Genomic DNA, 26,024 nt, shown 5'->3' on the forward strand with positions numbered 1-26,024 from the left:
TCACAGCACGACCCCGCCCTGCACGACGGTGCGCCGCTGCGGCCCGGCCCACAGCACGGCCGGGTCGCGCAGCGGGTCCCCGTCGACGATGAGCAGGTCCGCGACGCAGCCCTCGCGGACCCGGCCGAGGTCGGCCCGGCCGAGCAGGTCGGCGTTGACCGACGTGGCCGAGCGCAGCGCGGCCGCCGGGCCGTCCACCTCGACCTGCAGCCGCAGCCCATTGAGCTGCTCGTCCTCCAGCACGCCCATGAGGTCGGTGCCGAAGCCGACCCGCACGCCGGCGGCCCGGGCCAGCTCGACCGCCGTCCGGCCGGCCGCCAGCACCTCGCGGTTCTTCTGCCGGGACACCGCCGGCATGCCGAGGTCGGCGCCGCGGCGGTCCATCGCGTCGTAGGCGGCCAGGGTCGGCACGAGGAACGCCCCGGCCGCCGCCATCGCCTCGGCCGTGGCGGCGTCGAGGAGGTTGCCGTGCTCGACGCTGCGGACCCCGTTGTCGATCGCGTGCCGGATCGCCTCGGGGGAGTAGGCGTGCGCGGCGACGTAGCTGCCGCGGCGGGCCGCCTCCGCGGTGACCGCCCGGATCTCCTCCGCGGAGTACTGCGGGACGCGGATCGGGTCGGTCAGCGACACCACCCCGCCCGACGTCATGATCTTGATGGCGTGGGCGCCCCGGCGGAACCGGTCGCGGACCGCGCGGCGCAGCGGGTCGACGCCGTCGACGACCTCGACCGAATGCGATCCGCAGCCGCAGACCTCGCTGTCGGCGGCGCGGACGTCGCCGTGACCGCCGGTCTGGCTCAGCGCCGCACCCGTCCACAGGTAGCGCGGGGCGGGCAGCAGCCCCTCGGCGATCGCCCGGGCCAGCCCGGCGTCCCCGCCGGCCGGGTCGCGCACGGTGGTGAAGCCGCGCGAGAGCGCCGCGCCCAGCCGGCGGGCCGCGGCCAGCGCCACGTAGCTCAGCGGCCGCGACTCCAGCGCCAGCATGTCCAGGTCGATGCCGTAGGCGTGGCAGTGCGCGTCGATGAGGCCGGGCAGCACGGTGCGGCCCCGGGCGTCGAGCACCCGGTCGGCCGGCCGCGGCGCGCCGCCGACGGCAACGATGCGCCCGTCCGCGACGTGCACCGGCCCCTCGACGAGGCCGTCCGACTCTCCGTCGAAGACCGCCGCGTTGACGATCGACAGCGTGCTCATGCGGCCGCCCCGCGCAGCCGGGCCGTGGCCGCCTCGTCGACGGCGAAGGTCGCCGGGTCGACGACCACGCCGTACTCGCGCTCAGCGGCGCCCGCGGAGACGAACCCGTTGCGCACGTCGGCGGCGACCCGGGCCGGTTCGCGCCGCAGCGGGTCGCCGTAGCCGCCGCCCCCGCCGGTGTTGTTCACCAGCACCTCGCCCGCCTGCAGCCGGTTGTAGCTGCCGCCCTGCACCACCTCGCGCTCGGTGCCGGGGTTGAGCACGATGTGGTTGTTGTCGCCCTCGCGGCCGCCGGCGATCGCCCACGGCTTGGTCCTGGTCTTGTAGACCAGGCAGATGCCGGTGGACGGGGCGGTGAACCGGTAGGACCGGCCCACGCCGACGCCGCCCCGGTATCGGCCCGCGCCGCCGGTGTCGGGCCGGTAGCCGTACCACTCGATGAACATCGGGGATTTGGTCTCCAGCACCTCGACGGGGTTGTTGCGGCAGCCGGGCTCCGAGAGGTGCATGATGCCGTCCGCGCCGTCGCCGCCGGCGTGCGCGCCGAAGCCGACCGCCTCGTTGGTGGCCTCCAGCCACGCCTCGCCGTTGCGCGGGTTGACGCCCAGCCCCATCATCGAGCAGACGTCGCCGCCGGAGCAGGCCGGGACGATGTCGGGCATGCCCTGGGCGAGGGCCTTGAGCACCACCTCGCCGCCGATGAGGCCGGTCCACAGGGTGAAGGTCGGCATCGGCGGTACCGCGTGCATGACCGACCCCGGCTCGGTGATGACCCGCAGCGGGCGGAAGTTGCCCGCCACCACCGGCGAGTCCGGGGTGGTCAGCGCCTTGAACACCAGGCTGCAGAAGGCGTGCGTCTGGCCCACCGGCAGGTTGATCGGGCCGCGCACGTCGCGGTCGCTGCCGGTCCAGTCGATGACCATCTCGTCGTCGGTGACGGTGACCGTGGCGTTGAGCTTGATCATGCGGTCGAGGTCGACGCCGTCGGAGTCGACGAAGTCGTACGCCGTCCAGGTGCCCTTCGGCAGCTTCGCCAGCGCCAGCCGGGCGAGCCGCTCGCCGTGGTCGTTGATCGCCCGCATGGCGGCGGTCAGCGTCTCCGCGCCGTACTTGGCGGCGATCTGCTGCGTGCGGCGTACCCCCGTGAAGCACGCCGAGACCTGGGCCTGCAGGTCGCCGATGGTGCGCTCGGGCAGGCGGCTGTTGAACCGGATGACGTTGAAGACGTCCTCGTTCGGCTCGCCCTCGCGGTAGAGCTTGGACGCCGGGAAGAACAGGCCCTCCTGGTACATGTCGGTGGAGTCCAGGACGTACCCGGGATCCTTCTGCTTGAGGTCGAGCACGTGGATGCGGCAGGAGGCGAAGCCGATCAGCTCGGCGCCGGCGTGGATCGGCGCGAAGACCAGCGGGTCGAGGGTGTGCGCCGAGGACCAGTAGGGGTAGTTGAGCAGGAAGACGTCGCCGGGGCGCAGCTTCGCCGCGCCGAGGAAGCGGACCGCCTCCTTGATGCCGTGGTCGTTGCCGCGGGTGAACACCGCGATGCCGGGCGCGTCGGCCACCACGTCGCCGGCCGCGTCGTGGATGCCGATGCCGTAGTCGTGGATCTCGTAGACGACGGTGTTGTACGCGGTGCGGCACAGGTTGCGGGCCATCTCCTCGGCGGCGGCCAGCAGGCCGTGGCGGATGACCTCGGTGGTGATCGAGTCGCTCATCGGTCGGTCGCCTCCCCTTCGGCGGCTACGGATATGACCAGCTCGCCGTGGTCGCCCACGAGCAGCCGGTCGCCCTCGTGGATCACGGTCGTGGCGGTGTGCTCGGCGATGACGGCCGGGCCGGCGATCTCGTCGCCGGCGAGCAGCGCCTCGCGGGTGTAGCGGGCGTAGGGCACCTGCGGCCGCTCCTGCGACACGTACACGGTGCGGGTGCCGTCCGGCTCCGGGGACCCGCCGCCACGCCGGCCCAGCCGGGGCAGCGACGGCTTGGCCACCACCCCGGTCGCGCGCAGCCGCAGGGTGGTGACCTCGATCGGGTCCGTCATGGTGTGGCCGTACTGCCGCTCGTGCAGCTCGGTGAAGGCGCGCTCGACGGCCGCGACCACGTCCCCGGCACCCTCCGGCGCCGGCACGGTCACCGTGTGCTCCTGGCCGGAATAGCGGACGTCCACGCTGCGGGTGAGCGTCTGCGCCGCGGGCGCGAAGCCCTCCGCGGCCAGCGCTCGCCGGGCCTCGTCGATCATCGCGTCGTAGCCGGCGGCCAGGCCGGCCGCGTCGAGCTCGGCCAGCGCCGTCACCGACGTGCGCGCGAAGTCGTGCTGGACGTCGGCGAACAGCATGCCGAAGGCCGAGAACGCGCCCTGCCCGGGCGGCACGATCACGGTGGGGATGGACAGCTCGCGGGCCACGTCGACGGCGACCAGGCCGCCGCCACCGCCGAACGACAGCAGCCCGAAGTCCTTGGGGTCGCGCCCCACCTCGACGGTGATCGCCCGGACCGCCCCCATGATCTTGGCGGTCGAGATGCGGATGATGCCGCGGGCCAGCGCCAGCGGCGTCATGCCGAGCCGGGCCGCCAGCGGCTTGAGCGCCGCCGTGGCGAGCGCGTCGTCGAGGGTGAGCCGGCCGCCGAGCGGGGTCTCCGCGCCGAGATAGCCCACGGCCAGCGCCGCGTCGGTGAAGGTCGGCTCGGCGCCGCCGAGGCCGTAGGAGGCCGGGCCCGGGTCGGCGCCGGCGCTGCGCGGGCCGACCTGCAGCGCGCCCGCCTCGTCGAGCCAGGCGATCGAGCCCCCGCCGGCGCCGATGGTGTGGATGTACAGCGAGGGCGTGTTGATCGGCAGCTGCTCGAACTCGGCGCCGGAGTGCAGCACCGGCTCGCCGTCGATGACCAGCGAGGCGTCCAGGCTGGTGCCGCCCATGTCGATGGTGATGAGGTTCGGCTCGCCGATGAGCGCGCCGAACGCGGTCGCGCCGATGACGCCGCCGGCCGGGCCGGACAGGATCAGGCTCACCGGCTGCTCCCGGGCGGCGCTCGCGGTCATCGCGCCGCCGCCGGAGCGGGTCATCAGGAACCGGCCGGTGAACCCGCCGTCGCGCAGCTCCCGCTCCAGCCGCTCGAGGTAGCGGCGCACGATCGGCTTGACGTAGGCGTCGAGCACCGCCGTGCTGGTCCGCTCGTACTCGCGGTACTCCCGCGACAGCTCGTGCGACAGCGTCACCGCCACGCCCGGCGCCGCCTCCGCGAGGATCTCGCGCATCCGCAGCTCGTGCGCCGGGTTGGCGTAGGCGTGCAGGAAGGCCACCGCCACCGAGTCGTAGCCGCGCTCGCCGATCGTGGCCGCGACCGCGCGGGCCGCGTCCTCGTCGAGCGGGCGGTGCACCGAGCCGTCGAACCGGCTGCGCTCGGGCACCTCGAAGGTGTCGTAGCGCTCCAGCAGGGCCGGCGGCGGGCGGTAGGTGATGTCGTAGTTGGTCCGCCGGTCGGTGCGCCCGAGCAGGTAGACGTCGCGGAAACCGGCCGTGCCGACCACGGCGGTCCGCGCGCCGGTCCGGGTCAGCAGCGCGTTGAGCCCGAGGGTCGTGCCGTGCGTGAACATCGTTACGCCGGACAGCGCGGCCCGGACCGTGCCGAAGGCGTTCAGCACGCCCTCGGTCGGCTGCGCCGGGGTGGTCGGTACCTTGTCGAAGCGGATCTCACCGGTGTCCGGCAGCAGTTCGACGACGTCGGTGAAGGTGCCGCCGACGTCGATGGCGACCCGGCTGGTCGTGGTCATGGTGTGCCTTTCGCGCTCATCCGTGCGGCGCGGTTCGTGAAAAAGACCGCGGCGGCCGGCCAGGTCCCGGTGTCCCAGGGCGCTGCTGAGCGCCCGTCCGGGCGACGGCCGGCCGGATCGTCTTCGCCGGTTGGCGCGGCGAGGAGTCGAACGCTGGCACAGCCGGTTTCGGGTGTCAACCGCCGCGGCGCGGGCGGGGCGGGGACGAATCCGGCATGGGAGCGCGCGTGCACAGCGGCGGCGCCGGGCGGTGTGCTGGGCGCACACCCACCGGCCGGGGGCCACCGTCAGCATTTGCCCACTCGCAACCCACAGGTTCGCCGGGAGCCACCGATGATCCGTAGTGTGCTGACCCTTCGCGCCGCCGCCGGCCAGTCCGGCGCGCTCGAGGCGTTCTATGCCGAACATCGGGTCCTCGAGCGCGCCCGGCAGTTTCCGGGGTGTCGAGACGCACTGTTGCTGCGATCCCTCGGCGGTGGCCGGGCCACGCACCTCGTCATAGCTGACTGGGACACGGCCGCGGACTACCGGCGCTGGGTCGACGATCCGTGGCGCGCTGCCCTGTCCCGGCAACTCGCCGCCGTGTTGGACACCGATCCGGACGAGCCGGTCGTTGGCGCACTCTACGAGCTCGTCGCGTTAGCTTGAGATAGGAGCACCTGTGACCCGAGCTTTCCGAGTGGCGGCGGTCGGCCTGACCGCCGCGCTCGCCATGAGTATCACGGCCTGCAGCAAACCGGCCAGCAGCGGCGCGGGCGGCTCGGCGCCGTCCGTGGCCGCCGACAAGCACCTGAACATCGGCTTCTTCGGCTTCGCGAAGGCGAACTCCTTCGCGCAGGCGGCCTGGGCCGGCGTCGAGTCGTACGCCAACCAGCACAACGCCTCGGCCACCTTCCTCGACTCCAACTTCGACGGCCCCACGCAGGTGAACCAGCTGCAGGACGCGGTGACGTCCAAGCGGTTCGACGTCGTGATCGTCCAGGCGAACGACGGCACCGCGATCGTCAACCCGGTCAAGCAGGCGGTCGCCGCCGGCATCGTGGTCGTCATCGAGTTCACCCCGGTCGGCGGCCGGTACGACACCGCCGACCCGCAGGTCCCCGGCACGATCAACATCATCGACCCGCCGACGGTCAATGGCGTCGGCCTGGCCAAGCTCGGCCTGGACGCCTGCAAGACCGTGGCCACCGGCGCCTGCACGGTCGCCTACTTCCAGGGCTTCGCGAACTACCCGCTCGACACCGCGCGGACCAACGCCGCGGTGGACGCGCTGAAGGCCGGCGGCGCCACGGTGATCTCGAACTTCGTCGGCGGCTACACCCCCGACACCGGGCGGGCCTCCATGCAGAACCTGCTGCAGTCCCACCCGGAGGTCAACGTGGTCATCGGCTCCTCCCAGGCGCTGGAGGGCGCCACGCCGCTGGCCAAGGACAAGAAGATCGCGTTCGTCGGCAACGGCGGCTCCACCCAGGCCTTCGGGTTCGTGGCCGACGGCACCTGGTACGGCGTCTACGATGTGCCCGAGAAGTCCGAGGGCGCCAAGGCCGCCGAGCTCGGCCTGGCCAAGGCCCGCGGCCAGAGCGTGCCCGAGTCGACCGTGGCCTGCACGGCGCTGACCACCTTCAACTGCCTCGGCACCAAGCAGACCCTGCAGGGCCTGACCGCCGACTACTCCGACTGACCCGGCCTCGGCCGCGGCGGCGCCCCCAGCGCGGGTGCGGCGCCGCGGCCCGACTCCTTCCAGGGGCGGCGATGACCACAACCGCGACACGGGCGCCCACCATCTCGGTGCGGGGCATCGGCAAGAGCTACAGCGGCGTGACCGTGCTGCACGACATCGACCTCGACATCGCGCCGGGCGAGGTCCACGGGCTGGTCGGGGAGAACGGCGCCGGCAAGAGCACCCTGCTCAAGATCCTCGGCGGGGCGATCCGGGCCGACCACGGCACGCTGAGCTTCGACGGCGAGCAGGTCAGCATCGGCCGGCCCCGCGACGCCATCGCGCACGGCGTCAGCCTCATCTCCCAGGAGGGCGCGCTGGTGCCGGCGCTCACCGTGCTCGACAACGTGTTCCTCGGCCGGTGGTCGCAGACCGCCGGGCTGCGCCGGTCCGGGGCCGACCGGAGCCGCTTCGCCGAGCTCGTCGAGTTGACCGGCTTCCAGGTCGACCCGCGCGAGCGGGTCGACCGGCTGCCGACCGGCGTGCAGCAGCAGGTCGAGATCCTGCGCTCGCTCGCCCGCGGCGCCCGGGTGCTCGCGATGGACGAGCCGACCGCCGTGCTCACCGAGCACGAGAAGGCGAACCTGCTGGCGCTCATCCGCCGTCTGGCCGACGGTGGCACGACCGTCATCCTGGTGTCGCATTTCCTTGACGAGGTACTGTCCGTCGCCGACCGGGTCACCGTGCTGCGCGACGGCGCGCTCGTCACCACCGGCGCCGCCGCCGAGCACTCGCCCCGCACCCTCGTCACGCACATGGTGGGCCGGGAGATCGACGTGCTGTATCCGGAGCCGGCGCCTGTGCCCGCCGGCGCGCCGGTCCTGCTCTCCGCCCGCGGCCTGCGCCGCGGCCTGGTGCAGGGCGTCGACCTCGACGTGCGGGCCGGGGAGATCCTCGGCATCGCCGGGCTGGTCGGCAGCGGCCGCTCCGAGACGCTCCGGCTGCTGTTCGGCGCCGACCCCGCCACCGAGGGCGCGGTCGAGGTGGACGGGGTCGCGCTGGGCCGGCTCACCCCGCGCCGCGCGATGGCCGCGGGCGTGGCGTTCGTGCCCGAGTCGCGCAAGGAGCAGGGCCTGGTGATGGCCCGCTCGGTGCGGGAGAACGTGGCGCTGCCCTCGCTGCCGCGCCGCCGGTTCGGCCCGTTCGTGCGCCGCGCCTCCGAGCGCTCGGCGGTCGAGTCGGCGTCGGCCCTGGTCGACATCCGGGCCGCGGCCAAGGACGCGGCCATCGAGACGTTCTCCGGCGGCAACCAGCAGAAGGCGCTGTTCGCCAAGTGGCTGCTGTGCTCGCCGCGGGTCCTCCTCGTCGACGAGCCCACCCGGGGCGTGGACATCGCCGCGAAGACCCAGATCCACCGCCTCATCACCGACCTGGCCCGCGACGGCATGGCCGTCGTGTGCGTCTCGTCGGAGATCGAGGAGCTGCTCGCCCTCTCCCACCGGGTGCTCGTCCTGCGGCACGGGCGGCCGGTCGGCGAGTATTCCCGCGGTACGGCCCCGGAGGTCGTCATCGCCGCCGCGTTCGGAGACGAAGGAGAGCCCACGTGAGCGTCGACGCAGTGACGCAGACGCAACCCACCGTGCAGGCCGCGGGCACGCTGTCACGGCGGGCGTCCCGGTTGCGCGACTACGGCATCCTGGTCGCCCTCGTCGCGATCGTGATCGCCCTGTCGGTCAGCACCGACACGTTCCTGACCACGTCGAACCTGATCAACCTGCTCGACCAGTGCGCGGTCGTCGGGCTGCTCGCGACCGGCGCGACGGTGTGCATCCTCAGCGGCGTGTTCGACCTCACCGCGAGCGCGTCGCTGGCCGTGTCGGCGATCGTCGGGGTCGAGATCGTGCGGCTGACCAACGTGGCGGTCGGCTTCGCGGCGGCCGTCGCGGCCGGGGCGCTGCTCGGGCTCATCACCGGGCTCGTGGTCGTGCGCAGCGGGGTCAACTCGTTCATCGCGACGCTGGCGACGAGCATCATCTACCGCGGCGTGGCGGTCGTGGTGACCGCGGGTTCCATCGTGTACCCGCTGAGCCGGCAGTCCGAGGACTTCGGCGCGCTCACCTGGCCGTCGCTGTTCGGGCTGACCTCGGCCACCATCGTGTTCGTCGTCGTGGTGGTGGCGATCGGCCTGCTGACCTCGTGGACGACGTTCGGCCGCCGGGTGTACGCGGTCGGCGGCAACGCCGAGGCCGCCCGCCTCTCCGGGGTGCGGGTCGGGTCGATCCACGTCTCGGTGTACGTCATCAGCGGGGTGTGCTCGGCGCTGGCTGGGCTCATCCTCGCCTCGCGGGCCGGTTCGGCCCAGTCGACCATGGCGACCGGGGCGGAGCTCACCGCGATCGCGGCGGCGGTCATCGGCGGCACGAGCATCCTCGGCGGCGAGGGAGCGGTCTGGCGCGGCGTCGTCGGCGCCTTCCTGCTGACCCTCATCGGCAACGGTTTCAACCTGCTCGGCTGGGACACGATCTATCAGCAGGTGCTGCAGGGATGCCTGATCCTGTTCGCCGTCACCACCGACCGCTGGCTGCGCAAACGCACACGGTAGCCGCCCCGGGGCCGCTGTACGCTGGGCCGATGCCTTCCCGCGCCGGCCGGCCCGCGCACGTCGGGGTGAGCGTGGACGCGGACCGCTGCCACGCGGTCGTCGTGCACGGATCCGCCGCCGTGCCGGTCGAGCCGGCCGCCCCGGCCCACGCCGACATCGACGGCACGATCGCCTCCGCCGTCCGGGCCGCGGTCGAGCTCACCGGCGCCGGCCCGGACGCGGTCATCGTGGACATCTCGCCGACGCTGCTCGACGCGGTGGTCCGCCCGGACAGCGAGCTGCCCCGGGTGGCGGCGGTCCGGATCGTCCCGCGGGCCGCCACCGACCCGGCGCTGGCCCGGTCCCCGGCCGAGCTGGTCGAGCGGCGGGTCGCCCGGCGCTTCACCGTGGCGGGCGGGCACGACCTGCTCGGCAACGAGCTGTGCCCGCTCGACCGGGGCCAGCTCGCGGCGGTCTGCGCCGAGCTGGCCGCCGGCTCCATCCGCCACGTGGCGATCGTCGGGGCCGGCTCGCAGGCCCGCCCGGCCCACGAGCGGGACGTCGCCGACGCGATCCAGGCCGCCGTGCCGGGCGCGCGCATCTCGGTCGCCAGCGAGTACGGCGGCCAGGGCCTGGTGGCCCGGGAGGCGACCGTCGTGCTGGACTGCGCCCTCGCCGTGCTCACCGAGCAGCTGCTCGACCGCTGCGAGCGCACCCTGGGCCGGCTGCCCGGCGGGATCCCGCTGCGGGTGGCCCGCGGCGACGGCGGCTACAGCACCCCGTCGCGCATCCGGGCCATGCCGGTCGTCGCGTTCGGGGCCACGGCGGCGCTGGAGCTGTGCGGCGCGGCGTACCTCGAAGGCCTCGACGACTGCCGGGTCCTGCTCTCCCGCGGCGGCGTCCAGGTCGCCGGGGAGGTGCGCCGGGGCCTGGCCCTGGTCAGCCCCGCCGAGCCGGCCGGCATCGGCACCGAGCTCGTGGTGCCGACCGCCGTGCTCTCGCCCGAGCCGGACCCGGCCCCCGGCGTCCCGGGCCGGGTGACCGACGGGCCGGTCGTGCGGGCGCAGGGCGACCCGTGGCTGCTCGCCTGCGTCGGCGCCGCGATCAGCCAGCCCACCTCTTGGCTCGACGAGGTCGCCTTCATCAAGTCCGCCGACCAGCTCGAGACCGTGCGCCGCGACGCCGAGGAGCGGGCCACCGCGTTCGTGATGGCCAACGGCGCCGCGCCCGGCACTGCCTACTTCGCGGAGGTGTCGACGGTGGCCGTGCCCTACAGCCCGGCCGGCACCGTGCGGATCCGGGTGCGCGTCGCGGGCGCGCCCGACACCGGCCTGTCCCGGACCGGCGGGGCATGACCGCGCAGGCGCCCGGCGGCTACCTCGGCGCGAACACCTGGATCGGCGCGGAGGACGTGCCGGCGCTGTACGAGGGGGCGAAGTTCTACTCCCCGGCCGTCGGCGACGCGAACCGGTCCTCGCTCACGTCGTGGCTGACCGGCCTGCTCGAACGGGCCGGACCGGTCCCGCTGCACCGGGTCGAGACGGTGGACCCCGACACGCCGTGCGTGTCGGTGTGCGTGCTCGGGTCCGGCTCGGCGATGGCCGACCTGCCGCCGGCCGGGGACGAGTTCGCCTCGGCGATCCGCCAGATCGAGCGGCTGCAGGGCGTCCGGTTCGGCGCCGTCTACCCGCTGGCCGCCGCCACCGTCAGCGCCCTGGCCCCGGTGGTCGCCGCCGCGCAGCTCGGCGTGCCGCTGCTGGACGCCGATGGCATGGGCCGCACCTACGCCCTCATCCACCACACGGCCATGCACCTGGCCGGCGTGTCGCCGACGCCGCTGGTCGCCTTCGGCCCGACCGGCGAGAGCGTGCTGGTGGAGTCGCTGGCCGGGCCGCGCGCCGACCGGCTGCTGCGGGCCAACGTCGACACCCTCGGCGGCTGGGCGGCGCTCGCGGCCTACCCCACGACGGTCGGCGTCCTGCGCCGCGCCGCCCTGCCCGGCACCGTGTCGCGGATCGCCAACGTCGGCCGGGTGCTGCTCCAGCGCACCGACCCCGACCTGCTGATCGGCCGGCTCGGCGCGGTCACCGGCTGCCGGCGGCTGGGCCGGGGCCGCATCGTCGACCTCGAGCAGCTCAGCCGGCCCAGCGACGGCACGATCCCGGCCCACCCGTCCAGCGTCGTGGTCGACGAGACCGGCGGGCTGCGCCGGCAGCTGCGCATCGAGCTGCGCAGCGAGATCGTGGCCGTCTTCGCCAACGGCGCGCTGATCGCCGGCGCGCCCGACCTGCTGTGCCTCGTCGATGTCGCCCGGGGCGCCCTCGCCACGCTCGACAGCCTCGAGCGCGGCGACCTGGTCGACGTGCTGGTGACCCCGGCCGACGCGGTCTGGTACTCCGACGAGGGCATGGACATGGTCGGCCTGGGCTCGCACGGCATCCCGCTGGAGCATCCGCGGCGGCGCGGGCGGTCCCGGTGAGCCAGCGCCCCTCGACCCTGCCGATCACCCTCGGCGAGCTGGTGAGCATCCAGCCGCTCGCCGGCGGCGACCGGCTGCACCTGGCCGACCCGTCGCGCCGGGTGGACCAGGTGGTGCTGGCCGAGACCTTCGAGCGGCTGCGCCGGTGCACCCCGCACGTGCTGGTCGTGCTGCACAACGAGGCGGCCACCGGCGGCTGGTCGCTGGCCGCCGCCCTGCACCTGGCCTGGGAGCGCAACGTCTCGGCGGTGGTGGTCTCCCGGGCCGTCGCCGGGGCGTCCAGCGCCGCCCTGGCCGAGCGGCTGAACATGTCGCTGCTCGCCATCGACGCCGACCCGGTCGACGTCGCGCTGCAGCTGGCCGGTCAGGTCAGCGCCCCGGCGGCGGCCCGGGCGCTGCGGCAGGCGCTGTGCGCGGCGCGGCTGGCCGAGCAGACCGGCATCCGCGGCGTCCTCGGCGTGCTCAACAGCGAGCTGCAGACCGTGCCGGTGGCCCTGGTGATGGGCGGGACGGCGGTGGCCGGCCGGGCCGCCGCGGTCCAGGACCGCGCCGGCGTGCAGCGGGTCGAGGTCGAGGTGCACGGCGCCGGCGAGCGGCCCTGGGCGCGGCTCGTCGCGGCCGTGCCGGCGCAGGGCCCGGCCGCCGCCGAGCAGGTCGAGGCGCTGCTGCGGCTGGCCCGCCCGTCGCTGCAGGCGGCCTGGGCACGGACCCGGCTGGACTCCTCCGTCCACGCCGCCCACGAGCAGGCCGCCTTCGGCCTGCTCCGGCGCCTGGCCACCGAGCCCGCCGACGGTGCCCGCGGCGACGCCGGCGACGTGGCGGTGCCGTCCTGGAGCAGTGAGCTGGGCTGGCAGGTCGACGGGGCCAACCGCGCGGTGTGGCTCGCGCCCGTCCACCCGGCCGGCGAGCCGGCCGAGGAGATCACCCACCTCGTGCGGGCCTCCTGGCAGCGGGGCCGCGCGAACTGGCCGCTGATCGTCGAGGGCGACGGCTGGATCTCCTGGCACAGCAGCGTGGACCCGGACGATGCGGCGCCGCTGCGCCGGGCCGTGACCGCCTTCCGCGACTCGGCCGCGGCGCACGGCCTGGTGCTCGGGATCGGGCGGGCCCACCCTGGCGTGGCCGGGCTGCTGCGCTCGGTCGCCGAGGCCCGGCTGGCCGCCCACGTCGCCCGGGAGAGCGGCCCCGGCGGCGTGCAGTGGTTCGACCAGGTCGGCCCGCCGGCGGCGCTGGCCTGGCTGCCGACCGCCGAGATCGGTCAGGTCGCCGACCTGACCCTCGACGAGCTGATGGCCGCCCGGGACCGCACCGCCCTCGTCCAGACGGTCCTGGCCGTCCTGGACTGCGGCGGCTCGCTCAGCCAGGCTTCCCAGCGCCTCGGCGTGCACCGCAACACGGTGCTGGCCCGGCTGGCCCGGGCCCGCCAGCTCGGGCTCACCTACGACGAGCCGGCCCAGCGGCTGGCGCTGCACGTGCTGTGCTACGCGCTGGCCTCGCTGTGGAGCCACCCACACAGCGAGGCCGGCGCAGAGGCCTGAGGCCTACCGGTCGAGGCCGTAGCGGGTCACCGCCGCCTCGGCGCTGACGTGGCCGTCGAGCACGTCGGCCCGCACGTCGCCGGCGGCGCGCTCGGTCGGGTCGCCGTAGCCGCCCCCGCCGCCGGTCGCGCAGCGCACCACGTCGCCGGCCTTCAGCGGAAGACCGTTGATCTTGAGGATGCGCCGCTCGTCCGGGCGCCCCGGGTTGATGACGACCTCGGGCCCGACCGCGTCCTCGCCGCCGAACAGGCCCCACGCGGGCTGGCGGGAGCGCTCGAACCACAGCGACACGGTGAGGTCGGTCTGCGCCTCGTACTGCCGGATCACGCCGTTGCCGCCGCGCCACCGCCCGGCGCCGCCGGAGTCGGGGCGGATGCGGTACTCCGTGATGCGCCACGGGTAGCGCGTCTCGTGCACCTCGATCGGGATGTCCTTGAGCGACCCGTTGACGTTGTTGATCAGCGCGCTCTCGCCGTCGGAGCCGTTCCACGCGCCCCAGCCGCCGACGGTCGCCTCGAGGCTCACGAACTCGCGGCCCACCCGCGGGTCGGTGCCGGCCGACAGGATGATCATCGAGTCGCCGTGGCTGGCCCCGGCGACGTGGTCGGGCAGGGCCGGCGCCAGGGCCCGGGCCACCATGTCGATGAGCAGGCCGAGGTGGGAGAAGTACCACTGGCAGGCGGCGGGGGAGCGGGCGCCCAGCACCGAGCCCTCCCGGACCTGGGTGGTCATCGTGCGGAACGAGCCACCGTTGCCCGGCAGGTCGGGGCTGACCAGCAGCTTGTAGCCGACCCGCAGCGCCGACACCGCCTGCGACACGCCGCAGTTCACCGGCCCGACGGTCTGGTCGGCCGACTCGGTGACGTCGAAGTCGATGGTCTCGCCGGACACCGTGATCCGCAGCCGGATCGGCACGGGCGTGTCGAGGTCGATGCCGTCGTTGTCGAGCACGCCCTCGGCGGCGTACACCCCGTCGGGGATCCGGGCGATCACCGCCCGCTCCAGCAGTTCGGTCTGGCGGAAGATCTCGTCCCGGGCCGCCTCCAGGGTGCGCAGCCCGAACCGGCGCACGATCTCCTGCAGCCGCTTCTCGCCCATCGTGATGCAGGCGATCATCGCGTGCATGTCGCCGGTGGTCGGATACGGGAAGCGGACGTTGGTGCCGATGGTGTCGATGACGTTGCGCACCGGCCGGCCGCCCTCGACGAGCTTCTGCGGGCCGAGGCGCAGCCCCTCCTGGAAGATGGTCACCGAGTCCATCGAGCCGCCGGGGTCCTTGGAGCCCACGTCGATCCAGTGCGCCCGCGAGGCGGTGAACCCGACCAGCGTGTCGCCGACGAACACCGGCCCGAAGATGGTGACGTCGTTGAGGTGGGTGCCGCCGAGGTAGCTGTCGTTGAGGATCCACACGTCGCCGGGCTGCCAGACCTCGCGGCCGAAGCGCTGCTCGGTGGCCATCGTGCAGGTCTCCAGGTTGCCGAGGAAGATCGGCAGGCCGGCGGACTGCCCGAGCACCTGGTGGTCGGCGTCGAGCAGGGCCACCACGCAGTCGCCGCACTCGTAGATGATCGGGGTGTACGCCGAGCGGATCAGCGTGGCGTTCATGTCGTCGGCCGCGGAGTTGAGCGCGTTGCGGATGATCTCGACCGTCACCGGGTCGACGTCGACCGCGTCGAGCAGAGCTGTCACTGGGAGTCCTTCCGGCGGATGAGCAGGGAGCCGATGTCGTCGAGGCGCACAGTGTGGTCGGGCGGCACGACGGTGGTCGCGGTGTCCTCGACGATGACCGCGGGCCCGTCGAAGGTGTGGCCGACGAACAGGTCGTCGCGGCGCACGACGATCGACTCCCGCGGCGCGCCGTCGAAGACGACCGTGCGGATGCGGTGCGGGAACTCGGGGCCGGTGGCCGTGGGCCACCGCTGCGGCTCGGGCCGGCCGAGGTCGCCGAACGTGGCGGTGCGCAGCGTGACGAGCTCGATCGGGGCGCCCAGGTTGGCGTGGCCGTAGCGGGACTCGTGCAGCGCGGCGAAGCGCTCCGCCAGCACGCCCAAAAAGCCCTCGCCGGCCGGCTCGGCCGCGCCGGTCAGCGGCACGGTGATGGTGTACTCCTGCGCGGCGTACCGCACGTCGACGGAATGGCTCGCGCTGCGCCGGTCGCCGGGCACGCCCTCGTGCGCCAGCGCGTCCAGGCCCTCCCGCTCCAGGCGGGCGAGGGTGGCCGCCATGTCCGCGCCGTCCAGGTCCGCGTCGAGGAAGAAGTACGGCTCCGTGTAGTCCTGCCGGATCCGCGTCTGCAGCATGCCCCACGCCGAGAACGCGCCGGGGAAGCGGGGCACCACGGTCTCGGCGATGCCGAGCTCGCGGGCCAGGAACACGGCGTGCATCGGCCCGGCGCCGCCGAAGGCGACCAGCGCGGAGTCGCGCGGCTCGATGCCGCGGGAGACGGTGATGGTGCGGATCGCCTGCGCCATCCGCGCGTTCGCCACGTCGCAGATCCCCTCGGCCATCGCGGTCGGGCTCAGCCCGAACCGCTCGGCGATCCCGGCGACGGCGGCGCCGGCCAGGCCGGTGTCGAGGGTCATCTGGCCGCCCGCGAAGCCGTCGGCGTCGATGCGCCCGAGCACCAGGTTGGCGTCCGTCACGGTCGGCTCGGTGCCGCCGCGGCCGTAGCAGGCCGGTCCCGGGCGGGCGCCGGCCGAGCGCGGCCCCACCCGCAGCCCGCCGGCCTCCACCCAGGCGACCGAGCCGCCGCCCGCACCCACGGTGTGGATGTTGACGACGCTCATCAGCATCGGCAGCCCCTCCAGCTTCGCCTCGGCCGACACGTCGGGCTCGCCGTCGACGATCAGCGAGACGTCGAAGGACGTGCCGCCCATGTCGATGCCGATGAGGTTCGGCCGCCCGGCCTGGCGGGCCAGCTCGGCGCAGGCGATGGCGCCGCCGACCGGCCCGGACAGCAGCGTCTGCAGCGGCCGCCGCCGCGCCGACTCGGCGGTGAGGATGCCGCCCGAGGACTGCATGACGTGCAGCGGTACGCCGAGCTCCCGGGCGGCCAGGCGCCGCTCGAGGTCGACGAGGTAGCGGCGCACGATCGGGCCCGTGTAGCCCTCGATCACCGCCGACGAGGTCCGCTCGTACTCGCGCCACTCCTTGGCCGCCTCGTGCGACACGGACACGGTGAAGTCCTCGCCGAGCTCGTCGAGCAGGATCTCCCGGGCGCGCAGCTCGTGCGCCGGGTTCTTGTAGCTGAACAGGAACGCCACGGCGATCGCGCCGTGGCCGCCGGCGCGGGCCCGCCGCGCGGCGGCGCGCACCGCCGCCTCGTCCAGCGGCGTCAGCTCGGTGCCGTCGGCGGCGATCCGCCCGCCGATGCCGACCACGTCGCGGCGCGGCACCAGCGGGACCGGCTTGCGGTAGTGCAGGTCGTACAGCCGGGTCCGCGGCCCCCGGGCGATGTGGTAGGTGTCCTCCACGCCGGCCGTGGCCAGCAGCAGCACCGGCACCCCGCGCCGTTCGAGGAAGGCGTTGAGGCCCTGGGTCGTGCCGTGGACGAGGAAGCCGATGTCGGCCGGGCGCTCCACGACCGCGTCGAGGCCCACGAGCACCCCCTCGCTGAGGTTGCCGGGCGTGGTGGACGCCTTCGTCGCCGCGAACACCCCCTGGTCCTGGTCGTAGGTGACCACGTCGGTGAACGTGCCGCCGATGTCCATCGACACTCGGTACCGCATGAGCCTGCCCCCTCGAAGTTCGGGTGTCCTCGCACGGTAGGGCGGGCGGCCCCCGCCGGACTGTGCGCGCGGCATAGCGGCGGCCGCCCCGCGCGTGCGGCGCGCACGGTCGGGGCGTTGCCGGCCCGGGTTCGATGACGGGCATGCCGAGAGACTGGGTCGCCGACATCGAGGCGGGGATCGCCGCCGTGGCCGCCGCCGCGGGGCCGGTCCGGGTCGCCGCCGCCGGGCCGCTCCCCGAGCGCCGGATCGCCTTCGTCACGCGCGAGCGCCGCCCGGCGGACACCGACCCGTGGCTGCCGTTCGAGGCCGCGCCCGGGGAGCTGTCCGCGGCGGCCGGCGTGCTGCGGGTCGGCCTGGGCGCCGCGGCCGGCCTCACCGCCGAGACCGCGCGCCGGGCCGCGACCGCCGCGGGCGCCCGGCTGTCGGGCGGCGCCGTCGCGGTCGAGCTCCCGCCGGACCGGCCCGACCTGGTGCCGGCGCTGATCGACGGCCTGGTCACCGGCTGCCCCGGCGCCGGCGTGACCCTGCACGTGCCGCCCGACCGGCTCGCCGCGGCGGAGGAGGGCCTGCTGGCCGCCGACGTGGCGCGGCTGGCCCGGCTGCTCGTCAGCGCCCCGGCGAACGTCCTCACCCCGCGCGCCGCGGCCGAGTGGGCCCGGGGGATCGCCGGCCGCGCCGGCCTGGCCTGCACCGTGCTCGACAGGCGGCAGGTCGTGGAGGAGGGGCTCGGCGGGCTCGCCGCCGTGGGCGCCGGGTCGGCGAACGGGCCGTACCTCGTCACACTGGACTATCCCGGCCCGGGATCGGCCGCCCCGGACGTCGCGCTGGTCGGCAAGGGCGTCACGTTCGACAGCGGCGGGCTGTCGCTCAAGTCCCCGGCCGCGATGCGGTCGATGCGCCTCGACGTCGCCGGCGCGGCCACCGTGCTGGCGGTGATGGCCGGGCTGCGCCGGGCCCGGTGCCCGCTGACCGTGCGGGCCGTGCTGCCGTTCGCCGAGAACCTGCCCGGGCCGGGCGCCACCCGCCCCGGCGACGTGGTGACCGCCTGGAATGGCACCCAGATCCAGATCCTCGACACCGACTTCGAGGGCCGGGTGCTGCTCGCCGACGCGCTCGCGATCGCCGCCGCCGGCCGCCCGGGCCTGCTCGTCGACCTCGCGACGCTCACCTACCAGGCCGAGATCGCGCTGGGCCCGCAGATCGCGGCGGTGCTCGGCCGCGACGACGGGGCCGTCGCCCGTCTCCTGGGCGCGGGCGCGGAGGCCGGTGAGCCGCTGTGGCGGCTGCCGTTCGCCGAGCGGTACCTCGACCAGGTGCGCATCCCGTCCGGGGTCCGCAACCACCCGCTGCACGACTCGGGCCGGGCGATCACCGCCGCGCTGTTCCTGGGCGAGTTCGTTCCGCCGGACGTGCCGTGGGTGCACTGCGACATGACCGGCCCGGCCTGGTCCGGCGACGCCTCCGCCGACGGCGCCACCGGCTTCGGGGCCCGCACCCTGCTCCGGCTCGTGCTGCCTGCGGCTTGAGCCGGTCAGAACACGCCGGGGACCCGCGCCTCGATGGTGGTGCCCTGGCCGGGCTGGGAGTCGATCAGCAGCTCGCCGCCGATCAGGTGGACCCGCTCGGCCATGCCCCGCAGGCCGTTCGGGACGCCGGTGGCCGGTCCCCGCGCCCGCTGCCGGTCCGGTTCGAAGCCGCGGCCGTCGTCGCTCACCGACAGCGCGACCGTGCCGCCGCGCCGCTCCAGCCGGATGACCGCGCCGGCCGCCTCGGCGTGCTTGACGATGTTGTGCACCGCCTCCTGCGCCACCCGGAACAGCGAGGTGCAGACGTGGTCGGGCAGCGGCAGATCCTGCGCGTCCACCCGGATCGGCAGGTTGGGCACGGAGCGGGCCAGGCTGGCCAGGCCGGCGGCGAGCCCGAGGTCGTCGAGCACCGGGCTGCGCAGCCCGGTGATGGCGCTGCGGGTCTCGCCGAAGGCGAGGTCCGCCAGCGACCGGGCCGCGTCGACCTGGGTGGCGACGTCGGCGATGTCGCCGTCCCGCAGGGCGGACTTCGCCGCCGACAGGTGGAAGCTGAGGCTGGCGATCGCCTGCGTCACGCCGTCGTGGAGGTCGCCGGCGATCCGGCGGCGCTCCGCCTCCTGCATCGCCACCGTGGTCGCCACCGCGCTGTCCCACCGGTCGCGGTAGCCGCCGGCGAGCGCGGCCACGGCCGACAGGCGCAGGCGCAGCCCGACCAGGTCGGCCACCGCCTGCGCGGTGGCGACCTCGGCGTCGCCGAAGGCCCGCCGCCGGCGGCTGAACACGGCGAGCACGCCGGCGCTGCCGGCGCCGGGCACCCGGGCCGGCACGCACAGCCGGGACACCGGTTCGCCCGCGCCCAGGCCGAGCACCTGCCGGTGGCGCGCGTTGCGGGGGTGGTCGTCGACCAGCACGACCGGGATCCCGTCGGCCGCCACCCGGCCGGTCACGCCGAAGCCGCGGGGCAGCCGCAGCTCCGGCCCGGCCGGCGCCGGGTGGCCGGCGCTCAGCACCAGCTCGCCCTCGTCGGCCACCAGGAACACCAGGCAGCCGTCGGCGTCCAGCGCGGCGGCGAGGCCGCGGGCGACCCGGTCGAGCACGGTGTCGAGCGACGGTTCGCGGGTCACCCACCGACGGACCTCGTCGATGAGGTCCGTCAATGGAAGAGCCCTTCGCGCAGCGCGATCGCGACGGCCGAGCCGCGGTCGTTGACCTCGAGCTTGCGGTACAGGCCGCGCAGGTGCGTCTTCACGGTGTCGTCGCTGACCACCAGGCGCGCCGCGATCGCCTTGTTCGACAGGCCGCCGACGAGCAGCGCCAGGACCTCGCTCTCGCGCTGGGTCAGGCCGAGCCGGGCGCCGGGCCAGAACTCCCCCTGGCGCAGGTGCGCGGCCGTCGCTGCCACCCGCCCGGCCAGGCCGGGGTCGATCACGACGTCGCCCAGCTGCACGCTCTCCAGGTGCCGGACCAGCTCGTGGCCGTCGATGCGCTTGAGCAGGTATCCGGACGCGCCGGCCCGCAGCGCCTGGAAGAGGTACTGCTCGTCGTCGTACACGGTCAGGAAGACGACCTTCGTCGCCGGCTGCGCCGCCCGCACGGCCTGGCACACGTCCAGGCCGCTGCCGTGGCGCAGCCGCACGTCGCAGAGCACGACGTCCGGCCGGTCCGCGCGCACGGCGGCGACCGCGGCCGCCTCGTCGCTCACCGAGCCGATCACCTCGACCGCGTCCGGGAACCGCGACAGCATCGCCCGCAGGCCCTGCAGCACCATCTCGTGGTCGTCGACCAGCAGGACCCGGATCGGGGTCCGCTCAGCCGGGCGCACCGGACACCACCGTGGACGGTGCGCGGCGCGCCCGCAGCCAGGCGCACCACTCCTCGACGCCCTCGCCGGTGCGGGCACTCACCTCGAGCACGGTGGCCGCCGGGTTGACCGCGCGCAGGTTCGCCCGGAACAGCGCCAGGTCGAAGTCCAGATGGGGCAGCAGGTCGACCTTGTTGACGATGACGAGGTCGGCGGCGCGGAACATGACCGGATACTTGAGCGGCTTCTCCTCGCCCTCGGTCACGGCGTAGACCATCGCCCGGACGGACTCGCCGACGTCGAACTCGGCCGGGCAGACCAGGTTGCCGACGTTCTCGATGATGACCAGGTCGAGCTCGGCGAGGGGGAGCCGGGGCAGCGCCGAGCGGATCATCGGCGCGTCGAGGTGGCACTCGCCGCCGAAGCCGTTGCCGGTGTTCACCAGCGTGATGGCGGCGCCGAAGCCGGCGAGCCGGTCGGCATCGAGGCTGGTCTCGATGTCGCCCTCGATGACGCCGACCCGCAGCTGCCCGGCCAGCCGTCGCAGGGTGTGCGCCAGGAGCGTGGTCTTGCCGGCCCCGGCCGAGGACATCAGGTTGATCACGAGCAGCCCGTGCGCGGCGAACACGGCCCGGTTCTCGGCCGCGCACCGGTCGTTCTCGTCGAAGATGCGCTCCAGCACCTCGACCCGCTCCACACCGGTGGCGTATCCGGAGTGGTCGTGCCCGCTGTGGTCGTCGCCGTGCTCGTGCCCGCTGTGGTCGTCGCCGTGGTCGTGCTCGGTGCCGTCGGCGTGGCGGTGGAATCGGCCCATGTCAGGCTCCCGAGAGATCGAGCGAAGTGATCAGGAACTCCTCGCCGGTGACCACCTCGAGGTCGACGCCGGCGCACACCGCGCAGGCGAAGACCGGGGTGGCGCCCAGCTCCTGGCGGTCGCCGCAGGCGCGGCAGGCGAGCCGGGCCGGCACGCGCTCCACGTCGATGCGCGACCCGGCGAGCGCGGTGCCTTCGGTGAACAGCGACCAGCAGTAGACGAGGGTGTCCGGAACGATCTGGCGCAGCTGCCCGATGGTGATGTGGATGGTGCGCACCTCGCGCCCCTCGGCGTGGCGCGTGACGACGTCGGCGATGGCCCCGCACAGCGACAGCTCGTGCATCGGCGGCTCCTATCTGCGCAGCGTTTCCGACGGGGACTCGCCCCATCGCTTGCGGTACAGCACGGCGAACGTGCCGAGGTGGTTGAAGCCCCAGTGCTGTGCCACCCCGGTGACCGTGACGCCGGCCGCCGGATCGGCGTCGACGAGCTCCTGGTGGGCCCGCTCCAGCCGGCGGTCGCGCAGGTAGGCCATGGGCGTGCAGCCCAGTTCGTCGCGGAACCCCTGCTGGATCGAGCGGATGCTGCCGCCCGTGTTCTCCGCCAGGTCGGCCATCGTGATCGGCTCGGACAGGTGCGCCTCGATGTAGTCCAGGGCGTGCCGGACCGCGCGCCGGCCGGGGCGGGTCGGCACGACGGCGAGCAGCGAGTGGAAGTTCGACGGCTGGACCAGCAGCAGGCTGCTCATGATGAACTCCTCCAGCGACCCGATCCCCTGCCCCGCGTGGGCCAGTGAGCCCTCGTAGAAGACCTCCGTGTGCAGCAGTTGGATGGCCCCGTTCCACCGCATCGCCGGGGCGGTGGTGAGGTCGAAGGTGGGTTCGAAGCCGACCTGGTGCGACAGCACCCGGCCGATGAGGCGCATGAGATGCCGCTCGAGCGCATCCTGCCGGATGTGCACGATCAGCTGCGGGGAGTCGTGGTCAAGCCGCAGTTGCAGGCGGTCCTGCGGGTTCGTCACGAGGGCCATGACGGTGTTGGCCTCGATGGCGAGGCCGTTGATGGTGCCGACCGCCCGGCCGTTGGTCGGCATGTGGACGGCATAGTAGGGCCCGCACTGCTCGATGTCGAGCGTGGCCGCCACGTGCAGGTCGAGGTAGAGCAGGCTGATGTCGCGCAGCCGCACGCCGTGCAGGTTGGCCGCGAAGCCGCGGGCGCCGACCTCGCCCAGGGTGAGCCGGGTGGGCGCCAGGGTCCGGCCGAGGAGGTGCTCGGCCTCGCCGGTGTCCTCGGTGTAGAAGACCTCGTGCCCGGTCAGCGCCGGCGGGACCCCGCGCGAGCGGATCCGCCGGCGGACCGGATCGAGCGTCCGCCGGGTGTCGATGAGGGCGAGCCTCGACAATCCGGACAACGGAGTTCGTCACTCTCTGTGCTGGCGGGAGTCCCGCAATCATGACAGTTGTGTACCCGATCGGGTACCCCCGGCCACGGCGTGGTTCGTGCGTTTCTGCCGCATATGCCGCGCTCCCCGGCTGCGCTTCTCGGATAGCCGATGGGGCGCCAACCGCGATAGTTGCGCGATCTCGATAGGACCTGCGCTTTCGCGATAGGCACTGATCACGCGGTGGGCCTAAAGTCCGGTGCCTCGGGCGTAACGCAACGGAAACGCCCCGGATCCGGTTTCCGCAATATCCGGAAAGCTGGGAGGTACCCGTGGTTTCTGCCCTGGACGCCAACCCCGACGCCCCCGTGGCACCGGAGCCCATCCACGACCTGCTCGCCCGGCTCGCCGAGCCCAGGACGGTCGAGTCGCTCAACCGGCTGCTCGACCACCTCGACCTGCTGGCGGTGCTGGTGGTCGGCCTGGACGGGCTGCTGAGCCGGGGCGACACGATCGCCGACTCGATCGGCGAGGCGGTGCGGGAGCTGCGCCCGGCCGGCTCGTCCATCGACATAGGACAGTTGCTCGGCCTCGGCCGGCAGCTGATGGACGCCGCCCCGGCGGTGCTCGCCATGCTGCCGGTGCTGGAGAGCGTCGCCGCCTCCGAGCTGAGCGACCCGCGCCTGATCGAGCTGGCCTCGACCGTCTCGCGCGCCGCGGTGCGCGGCGCGGCCGAGGCGAACCGCGAGCCGGCCAGGAAGGCCGGGCTCCGCACGCTGTGGCGCGCCTCCCGGGACGAGGACGTCGCGCGGGCGCTCGCCTTCGCCGTGACCGTCGCGAAGTCCCTCGGCCAGGAACTGGCCCGGGCCGAGCACCCGGCCGGCCCCACCCAGTCCTCGAACGCCTGATCCGGAAAGGTTCCGCGATGTCGTCAGTGCTCTGGTTCCAAGGCGGCGCGTGCAGCGGCAACACGATGTCGTTCCTCAACGCCGAGGAGCCCAACGTCGTCGACCTCATCACCGATTTCGGCCTCGACCTGCTCTGGCACCCGTCCCTCGGGCTGGAGCTGGGCAACAACGCCCAGCAGCTGTTCCGCGACTGCGCCGACGGCACCCGGCCGCTGGACATCTTCGTGTTCGAAGGCACGGTCATCAACGGCCCGGACGGGTCGGGGCGCTACGACATGTTCGCCGGCCGGGCGATGAAGGACTGGGTCACCGACCTGGCCGCGCAGGCGAGCGTGGTGGTGGCCATCGGCGACTGCGCCGCGTGGGGCGGCATCCCGGCGATGGCCCCCAACCCCACCGACTCGACCGGGCTGCAGTTCCACAAGCGGGAGAAGGGCGGCTTTCTCGGCCCGTCGTTCCGCTCCAAGTCGGGGCTGCCGGTCATCAACGTCCCGGGCTGCCCGGCCCACCCGGACTGGATCACGCAGATCATCGTGGCGCTGGCCACCGGCCGGGCCGGTGACATCGCCCTGGACGAGCTGCACCGGCCGCAGACGTTCTTCAAGACGTTCACCCAGACCGGGTGCACGCGGGTGCAGTTCTTCGAGTACAAGCAGTCCACGACCGCGTTCGGCGAGGGGACCCGGACCGGGTGCCTGTTCTACGAGTTCGGCTGCCGCGGGCCGATGACGCACTCGCCCTGCAACCGCATCCTGTGGAACCGCCAGTCGTCCAAGACCCGGGCCGGCATGCCGTGCATGGGTTGCACGGAGCCCGAGTACCCCTTCTTCGACCTCGCCCCCGGCACGGTGTTCAAGACGCAGAAGGTCAGCGGCGTCATCCCGCGCGAGGTGCCCGAGGGCAGCGATCACCTCACGTACATGGCCCACGCCACCGCCGCCCGCATCGCCGCGCCGCAGTGGTCGAAGGAGGACATGTTCGTCGTCTGACGAGGGCTCGAGCCCCGTCCCCGTATCAGCCTCTGGAGGAGGACCCATGACGGCAGTGGACCTGTTCGTCAGCCCGCTCGGCCGGGTCGAAGGTGACCTTGACGTGCGTGTCACCATCGAGGACGGCGTGGTCACGTCGGCGTGGACCGAAGCGGCGATGTTCCGCGGCTTCGAGATCATCCTGCAGGGCAAGGACCCACAGGCCGGTCTGATCGTGACCCCGCGGATCTGCGGCATCTGCGGCGGCAGCCACCTGTACAAGTCGGCCTACGCGCTGGACACCGCGTGGCGCACGCACCTGCCGCCCAACGCGACGCTGATCCGCAACATCGCCCAGGCGTGCGAGACGCTGCAGAGCATTCCGCGGTACTTCTACGCCCTGTTCGCCATCGACCTGACCAACAAGAACTACGCCCGCTCGCCGCTCTACGCCGAGGCGGTGCGCCGCTTCGCACCCTACGTCGGCGCCAGCTACGGCCCGGGCGTGGTGCTGTCGGCCAAGCCGGTCGAGGTGTACGCCATCTTCGGTGGCCAGTGGCCCCACTCGAGCTTCATGGTGCCGGGCGGGGTGATGTGCGCGCCGACGCTGTCGGACGTCACCCGCTCCATCGCCATCCTTGAGCACTGGAAGGTCAACTGGCTGGAGAAGTACTGGCTCGGCTGCTCCGTCGAGCGCTGGCTGGCGAACCGCACCTGGGAGGACGTGCTCGCCTGGGTGGACGAGAACGAGGCCCAGCACAACAGCGACTGCGGCTTCTTCATCCGGTTCTGCCTCGACGTCGGGCTGGACAAGTACGGCGCGGGGGTCGGCGACTTCCTCGCCACCGGCACCTACTTCCAGCCCGACCTCTACGAAAACCCGACCATCGACGGGCGCAACGCCGCGCTGATCAACCGCTCGGGCGTCTACGCCGGCGGCCGGTTCAGCGAGTTCGACCAGGCCCGGGTCCGCGAGGACGTGACCCACTCGTTCTACGAGGGCACCGAGGCGCGGCACCCGTTCGAGGGCGAGACCAGGCCGCTGGACCCGCAGGCCGCCCGGGTGCAGGGCAAGTACAGCTTCGCCAAGTCGCCGCGCTACGACGTGCCGGGCCTCGGCTACGTGCCGCTGGAGGCCGGGCCGCTGGCCCGCCGGATCGCCGCCGGCGCTCCCGGGGCGGCGGCGCACCAGGACGACGACCCGCTGTTCCTGGACATCCTGGCCAAGAAGGGGCCGTCGGTCTTCGTCCGGCAGCTCGCGCGCATGCACGAGGCGCCCAAGTACTTCCAGTGGGTGCGCAAGTGGCTGGACCAGATCGACCTGCACGAGCCCTTCTACACCAAGCCGACGGAGTACACCGAGGGCAAGGGGTTCGGCTCGACCGAGGCGGCCCGCGGATCGCTGTCGGACTGGATCGTCATCGAGGACGGCAAGATCGCCAACTACCAGGTGGTCACGCCGACCGCGTGGAACATCGGCCCGCGCGACGGGCAGGAGAAGCCCGGCCCGATCGAGCAGGCGCTGGTCGGATCGCCGATCGTGGACGAGGACGACCCGGTCGAGCTCGGCCACGTGGCCCGCTCGTTCGACTCCTGCCTGGTGTGCACGGTCCACGCCTACGACGGCAAGGGCCGGGAGCTGAGCAAGTTCGTCATCAACGGCTCGGTCTGAGCGGCGGC

Annotated in this window: 21 protein-coding genes; 11 read left to right on the forward strand and 10 right to left on the reverse strand. The window is 73.9% G+C overall.

The genetic code is table 11. The features are described from left to right. From ACQPXD_RS18945 to ACQPXD_RS18955, 3 genes are read right to left on the reverse strand one after another with little or no spacing between them, the layout of a single operon-like run. Positions 1 to 1,191: an amidohydrolase family protein gene (locus ACQPXD_RS18945; RefSeq protein ID WP_432840197.1), complete on the reverse strand. Its 1,191-nt coding sequence runs from the start codon at positions 1,189 to 1,191 to the stop codon at positions 1 to 3. Further along, positions 1,188 to 2,903 (reverse strand): hydantoinase B/oxoprolinase family protein, encoded by a 1,716-nt coding sequence (locus tag ACQPXD_RS18950; RefSeq protein WP_432840199.1) that lies wholly within the window; start codon positions 2,901 to 2,903, stop codon positions 1,188 to 1,190. The genes ACQPXD_RS18945 and ACQPXD_RS18950 overlap by 4 nt, the downstream gene beginning before the upstream one ends. After that, the gene (locus ACQPXD_RS18955) at positions 2,900 to 4,957 is read right to left on the reverse strand and encodes a hydantoinase/oxoprolinase family protein (protein ID WP_432840201.1); all 2,058 of its coding nucleotides are present in this window, start codon (positions 4,955 to 4,957) and stop codon (positions 2,900 to 2,902) included. Before ACQPXD_RS18955 ends, ACQPXD_RS18950 begins: the two co-directional genes overlap by 4 nt. A gap of 333 nt (positions 4,958 to 5,290) precedes the next feature. Between ACQPXD_RS18955 and ACQPXD_RS18960 the strand changes: the two genes are divergently transcribed. From ACQPXD_RS18960 to ACQPXD_RS18990, 7 genes are all read left to right on the forward strand, one after another. Beyond that, positions 5,291 to 5,605 (forward strand): antibiotic biosynthesis monooxygenase family protein, encoded by a 315-nt coding sequence (locus tag ACQPXD_RS18960; RefSeq protein WP_432840203.1) that lies wholly within the window; start codon positions 5,291 to 5,293, stop codon positions 5,603 to 5,605. Positions 5,606 to 5,618: 13 nt separating this feature from the next. After that, the gene (locus tag ACQPXD_RS18965; protein WP_432840205.1) at positions 5,619 to 6,638 is read left to right on the forward strand and encodes a sugar ABC transporter substrate-binding protein; all 1,020 of its coding nucleotides are present in this window, start codon (positions 5,619 to 5,621) and stop codon (positions 6,636 to 6,638) included. Positions 6,639 to 6,709: 71 nt separating this feature from the next. Continuing rightward, positions 6,710 to 8,224, forward strand: coding sequence for a sugar ABC transporter ATP-binding protein (locus ACQPXD_RS18970; RefSeq protein WP_432840207.1), 1,515 nt, complete (start codon positions 6,710 to 6,712; stop codon positions 8,222 to 8,224). Beyond that, entirely contained in the window at positions 8,221 to 9,219 is a 999-nt protein-coding gene (locus tag ACQPXD_RS18975) for an ABC transporter permease (protein ID WP_432840209.1), read from the forward strand. The genes ACQPXD_RS18970 and ACQPXD_RS18975 overlap by 4 nt, the downstream gene beginning before the upstream one ends. Positions 9,220 to 9,248: 29 nt before the next feature. Beyond that, entirely contained in the window at positions 9,249 to 10,553 is a 1,305-nt protein-coding gene (locus ACQPXD_RS18980; protein WP_432840211.1) for a hydantoinase/oxoprolinase N-terminal domain-containing protein, read from the forward strand. Next, positions 10,550 to 11,677 carry a DUF917 domain-containing protein gene (locus ACQPXD_RS18985; RefSeq protein ID WP_432840213.1) on the forward strand — a complete coding sequence of 376 codons (1,128 nt, stop codon included), beginning with the start codon at positions 10,550 to 10,552 and terminating at the stop codon, positions 11,675 to 11,677. Before ACQPXD_RS18980 ends, ACQPXD_RS18985 begins: the two co-directional genes overlap by 4 nt. After that, the gene (locus ACQPXD_RS18990) at positions 11,674 to 13,215 is read left to right on the forward strand and encodes a PucR family transcriptional regulator (RefSeq protein ID WP_432840215.1); all 1,542 of its coding nucleotides are present in this window, start codon (positions 11,674 to 11,676) and stop codon (positions 13,213 to 13,215) included. Before ACQPXD_RS18985 ends, ACQPXD_RS18990 begins: the two co-directional genes overlap by 4 nt. Positions 13,216 to 13,218: 3 nt before the next feature. On the opposite strand, the gene ACQPXD_RS18995 is transcribed toward ACQPXD_RS18990, so the two are convergent. Continuing rightward, on the reverse strand, positions 13,219 to 14,904 hold the full coding sequence (locus tag ACQPXD_RS18995) for a hydantoinase B/oxoprolinase family protein (RefSeq protein WP_432840217.1): 1,686 nt from the start codon (positions 14,902 to 14,904) through the stop codon (positions 13,219 to 13,221). After that, a complete protein-coding gene (locus tag ACQPXD_RS19000) occupies positions 14,901 to 16,943 on the reverse strand; it encodes a hydantoinase/oxoprolinase family protein (RefSeq protein WP_432840219.1) in 2,043 nt (680 codons plus the stop codon). The genes ACQPXD_RS18995 and ACQPXD_RS19000 overlap by 4 nt, the downstream gene beginning before the upstream one ends. A gap of 143 nt (positions 16,944 to 17,086) precedes the next feature. Between ACQPXD_RS19000 and ACQPXD_RS19005 the strand changes: the two genes are divergently transcribed. Beyond that, on the forward strand, positions 17,087 to 18,472 hold the full coding sequence (locus tag ACQPXD_RS19005; RefSeq protein WP_432840221.1) for a M17 family metallopeptidase: 1,386 nt from the start codon (positions 17,087 to 17,089) through the stop codon (positions 18,470 to 18,472). Between the two features lie 5 nt (positions 18,473 to 18,477). Here the strand turns inward: ACQPXD_RS19005 and ACQPXD_RS19010 are convergent, their stop codons facing one another. From ACQPXD_RS19010 to ACQPXD_RS19030, 5 genes are read right to left on the reverse strand one after another with little or no spacing between them, the layout of a single operon-like run. Further along, the gene (locus ACQPXD_RS19010; RefSeq protein WP_432840223.1) at positions 18,478 to 19,629 is read right to left on the reverse strand and encodes a GAF domain-containing protein; all 1,152 of its coding nucleotides are present in this window, start codon (positions 19,627 to 19,629) and stop codon (positions 18,478 to 18,480) included. After that, positions 19,626 to 20,294, reverse strand: coding sequence for a response regulator (locus tag ACQPXD_RS19015; protein WP_432840225.1), 669 nt, complete (start codon positions 20,292 to 20,294; stop codon positions 19,626 to 19,628). The genes ACQPXD_RS19010 and ACQPXD_RS19015 overlap by 4 nt, the downstream gene beginning before the upstream one ends. Beyond that, complete coding sequence (gene hypB / locus ACQPXD_RS19020; protein WP_432840227.1) at positions 20,281 to 21,087, reverse strand: hydrogenase nickel incorporation protein HypB; 807 nt, start codon at positions 21,085 to 21,087, stop codon at positions 20,281 to 20,283. The genes ACQPXD_RS19015 and hypB overlap by 14 nt, the downstream gene beginning before the upstream one ends. A 1-nt stretch (position 21,088) precedes the next feature. Beyond that, on the reverse strand, positions 21,089 to 21,430 hold the full coding sequence (locus ACQPXD_RS19025) for a hydrogenase maturation nickel metallochaperone HypA (RefSeq protein ID WP_432840229.1): 342 nt from the start codon (positions 21,428 to 21,430) through the stop codon (positions 21,089 to 21,091). 9 nt (positions 21,431 to 21,439) lie between these two features. Then, positions 21,440 to 22,489 (reverse strand): AraC family transcriptional regulator, encoded by a 1,050-nt coding sequence (locus tag ACQPXD_RS19030; protein ID WP_432840231.1) that lies wholly within the window; start codon positions 22,487 to 22,489, stop codon positions 21,440 to 21,442. A 311-nt stretch (positions 22,490 to 22,800) separates the two neighbouring features. On the opposite strand from ACQPXD_RS19030, the gene ACQPXD_RS19035 reads away from it, so the two are divergent. From ACQPXD_RS19035 to ACQPXD_RS19045, 3 genes are read left to right on the forward strand one after another with little or no spacing between them, the layout of a single operon-like run. Then, a complete protein-coding gene (locus tag ACQPXD_RS19035; protein ID WP_432840233.1) occupies positions 22,801 to 23,376 on the forward strand; it encodes a DUF1641 domain-containing protein in 576 nt (191 codons plus the stop codon). A gap of 17 nt (positions 23,377 to 23,393) precedes the next feature. Further along, positions 23,394 to 24,365 (forward strand): hypothetical protein, encoded by a 972-nt coding sequence (locus ACQPXD_RS19040; RefSeq protein WP_432840235.1) that lies wholly within the window; start codon positions 23,394 to 23,396, stop codon positions 24,363 to 24,365. A gap of 46 nt (positions 24,366 to 24,411) precedes the next feature. Next, complete coding sequence (locus ACQPXD_RS19045; RefSeq protein ID WP_432840237.1) at positions 24,412 to 26,016, forward strand: nickel-dependent hydrogenase large subunit; 1,605 nt, start codon at positions 24,412 to 24,414, stop codon at positions 26,014 to 26,016. The last annotated feature ends 8 nt before the right edge of the window (positions 26,017 to 26,024 follow it).

Origin of the sequence: Dactylosporangium sp. CA-092794 (assembly GCF_050948465.1) — a bacterium.
Taxonomy (GTDB): Bacteria; Actinomycetota; Actinomycetes; order Mycobacteriales; family Micromonosporaceae; genus Dactylosporangium.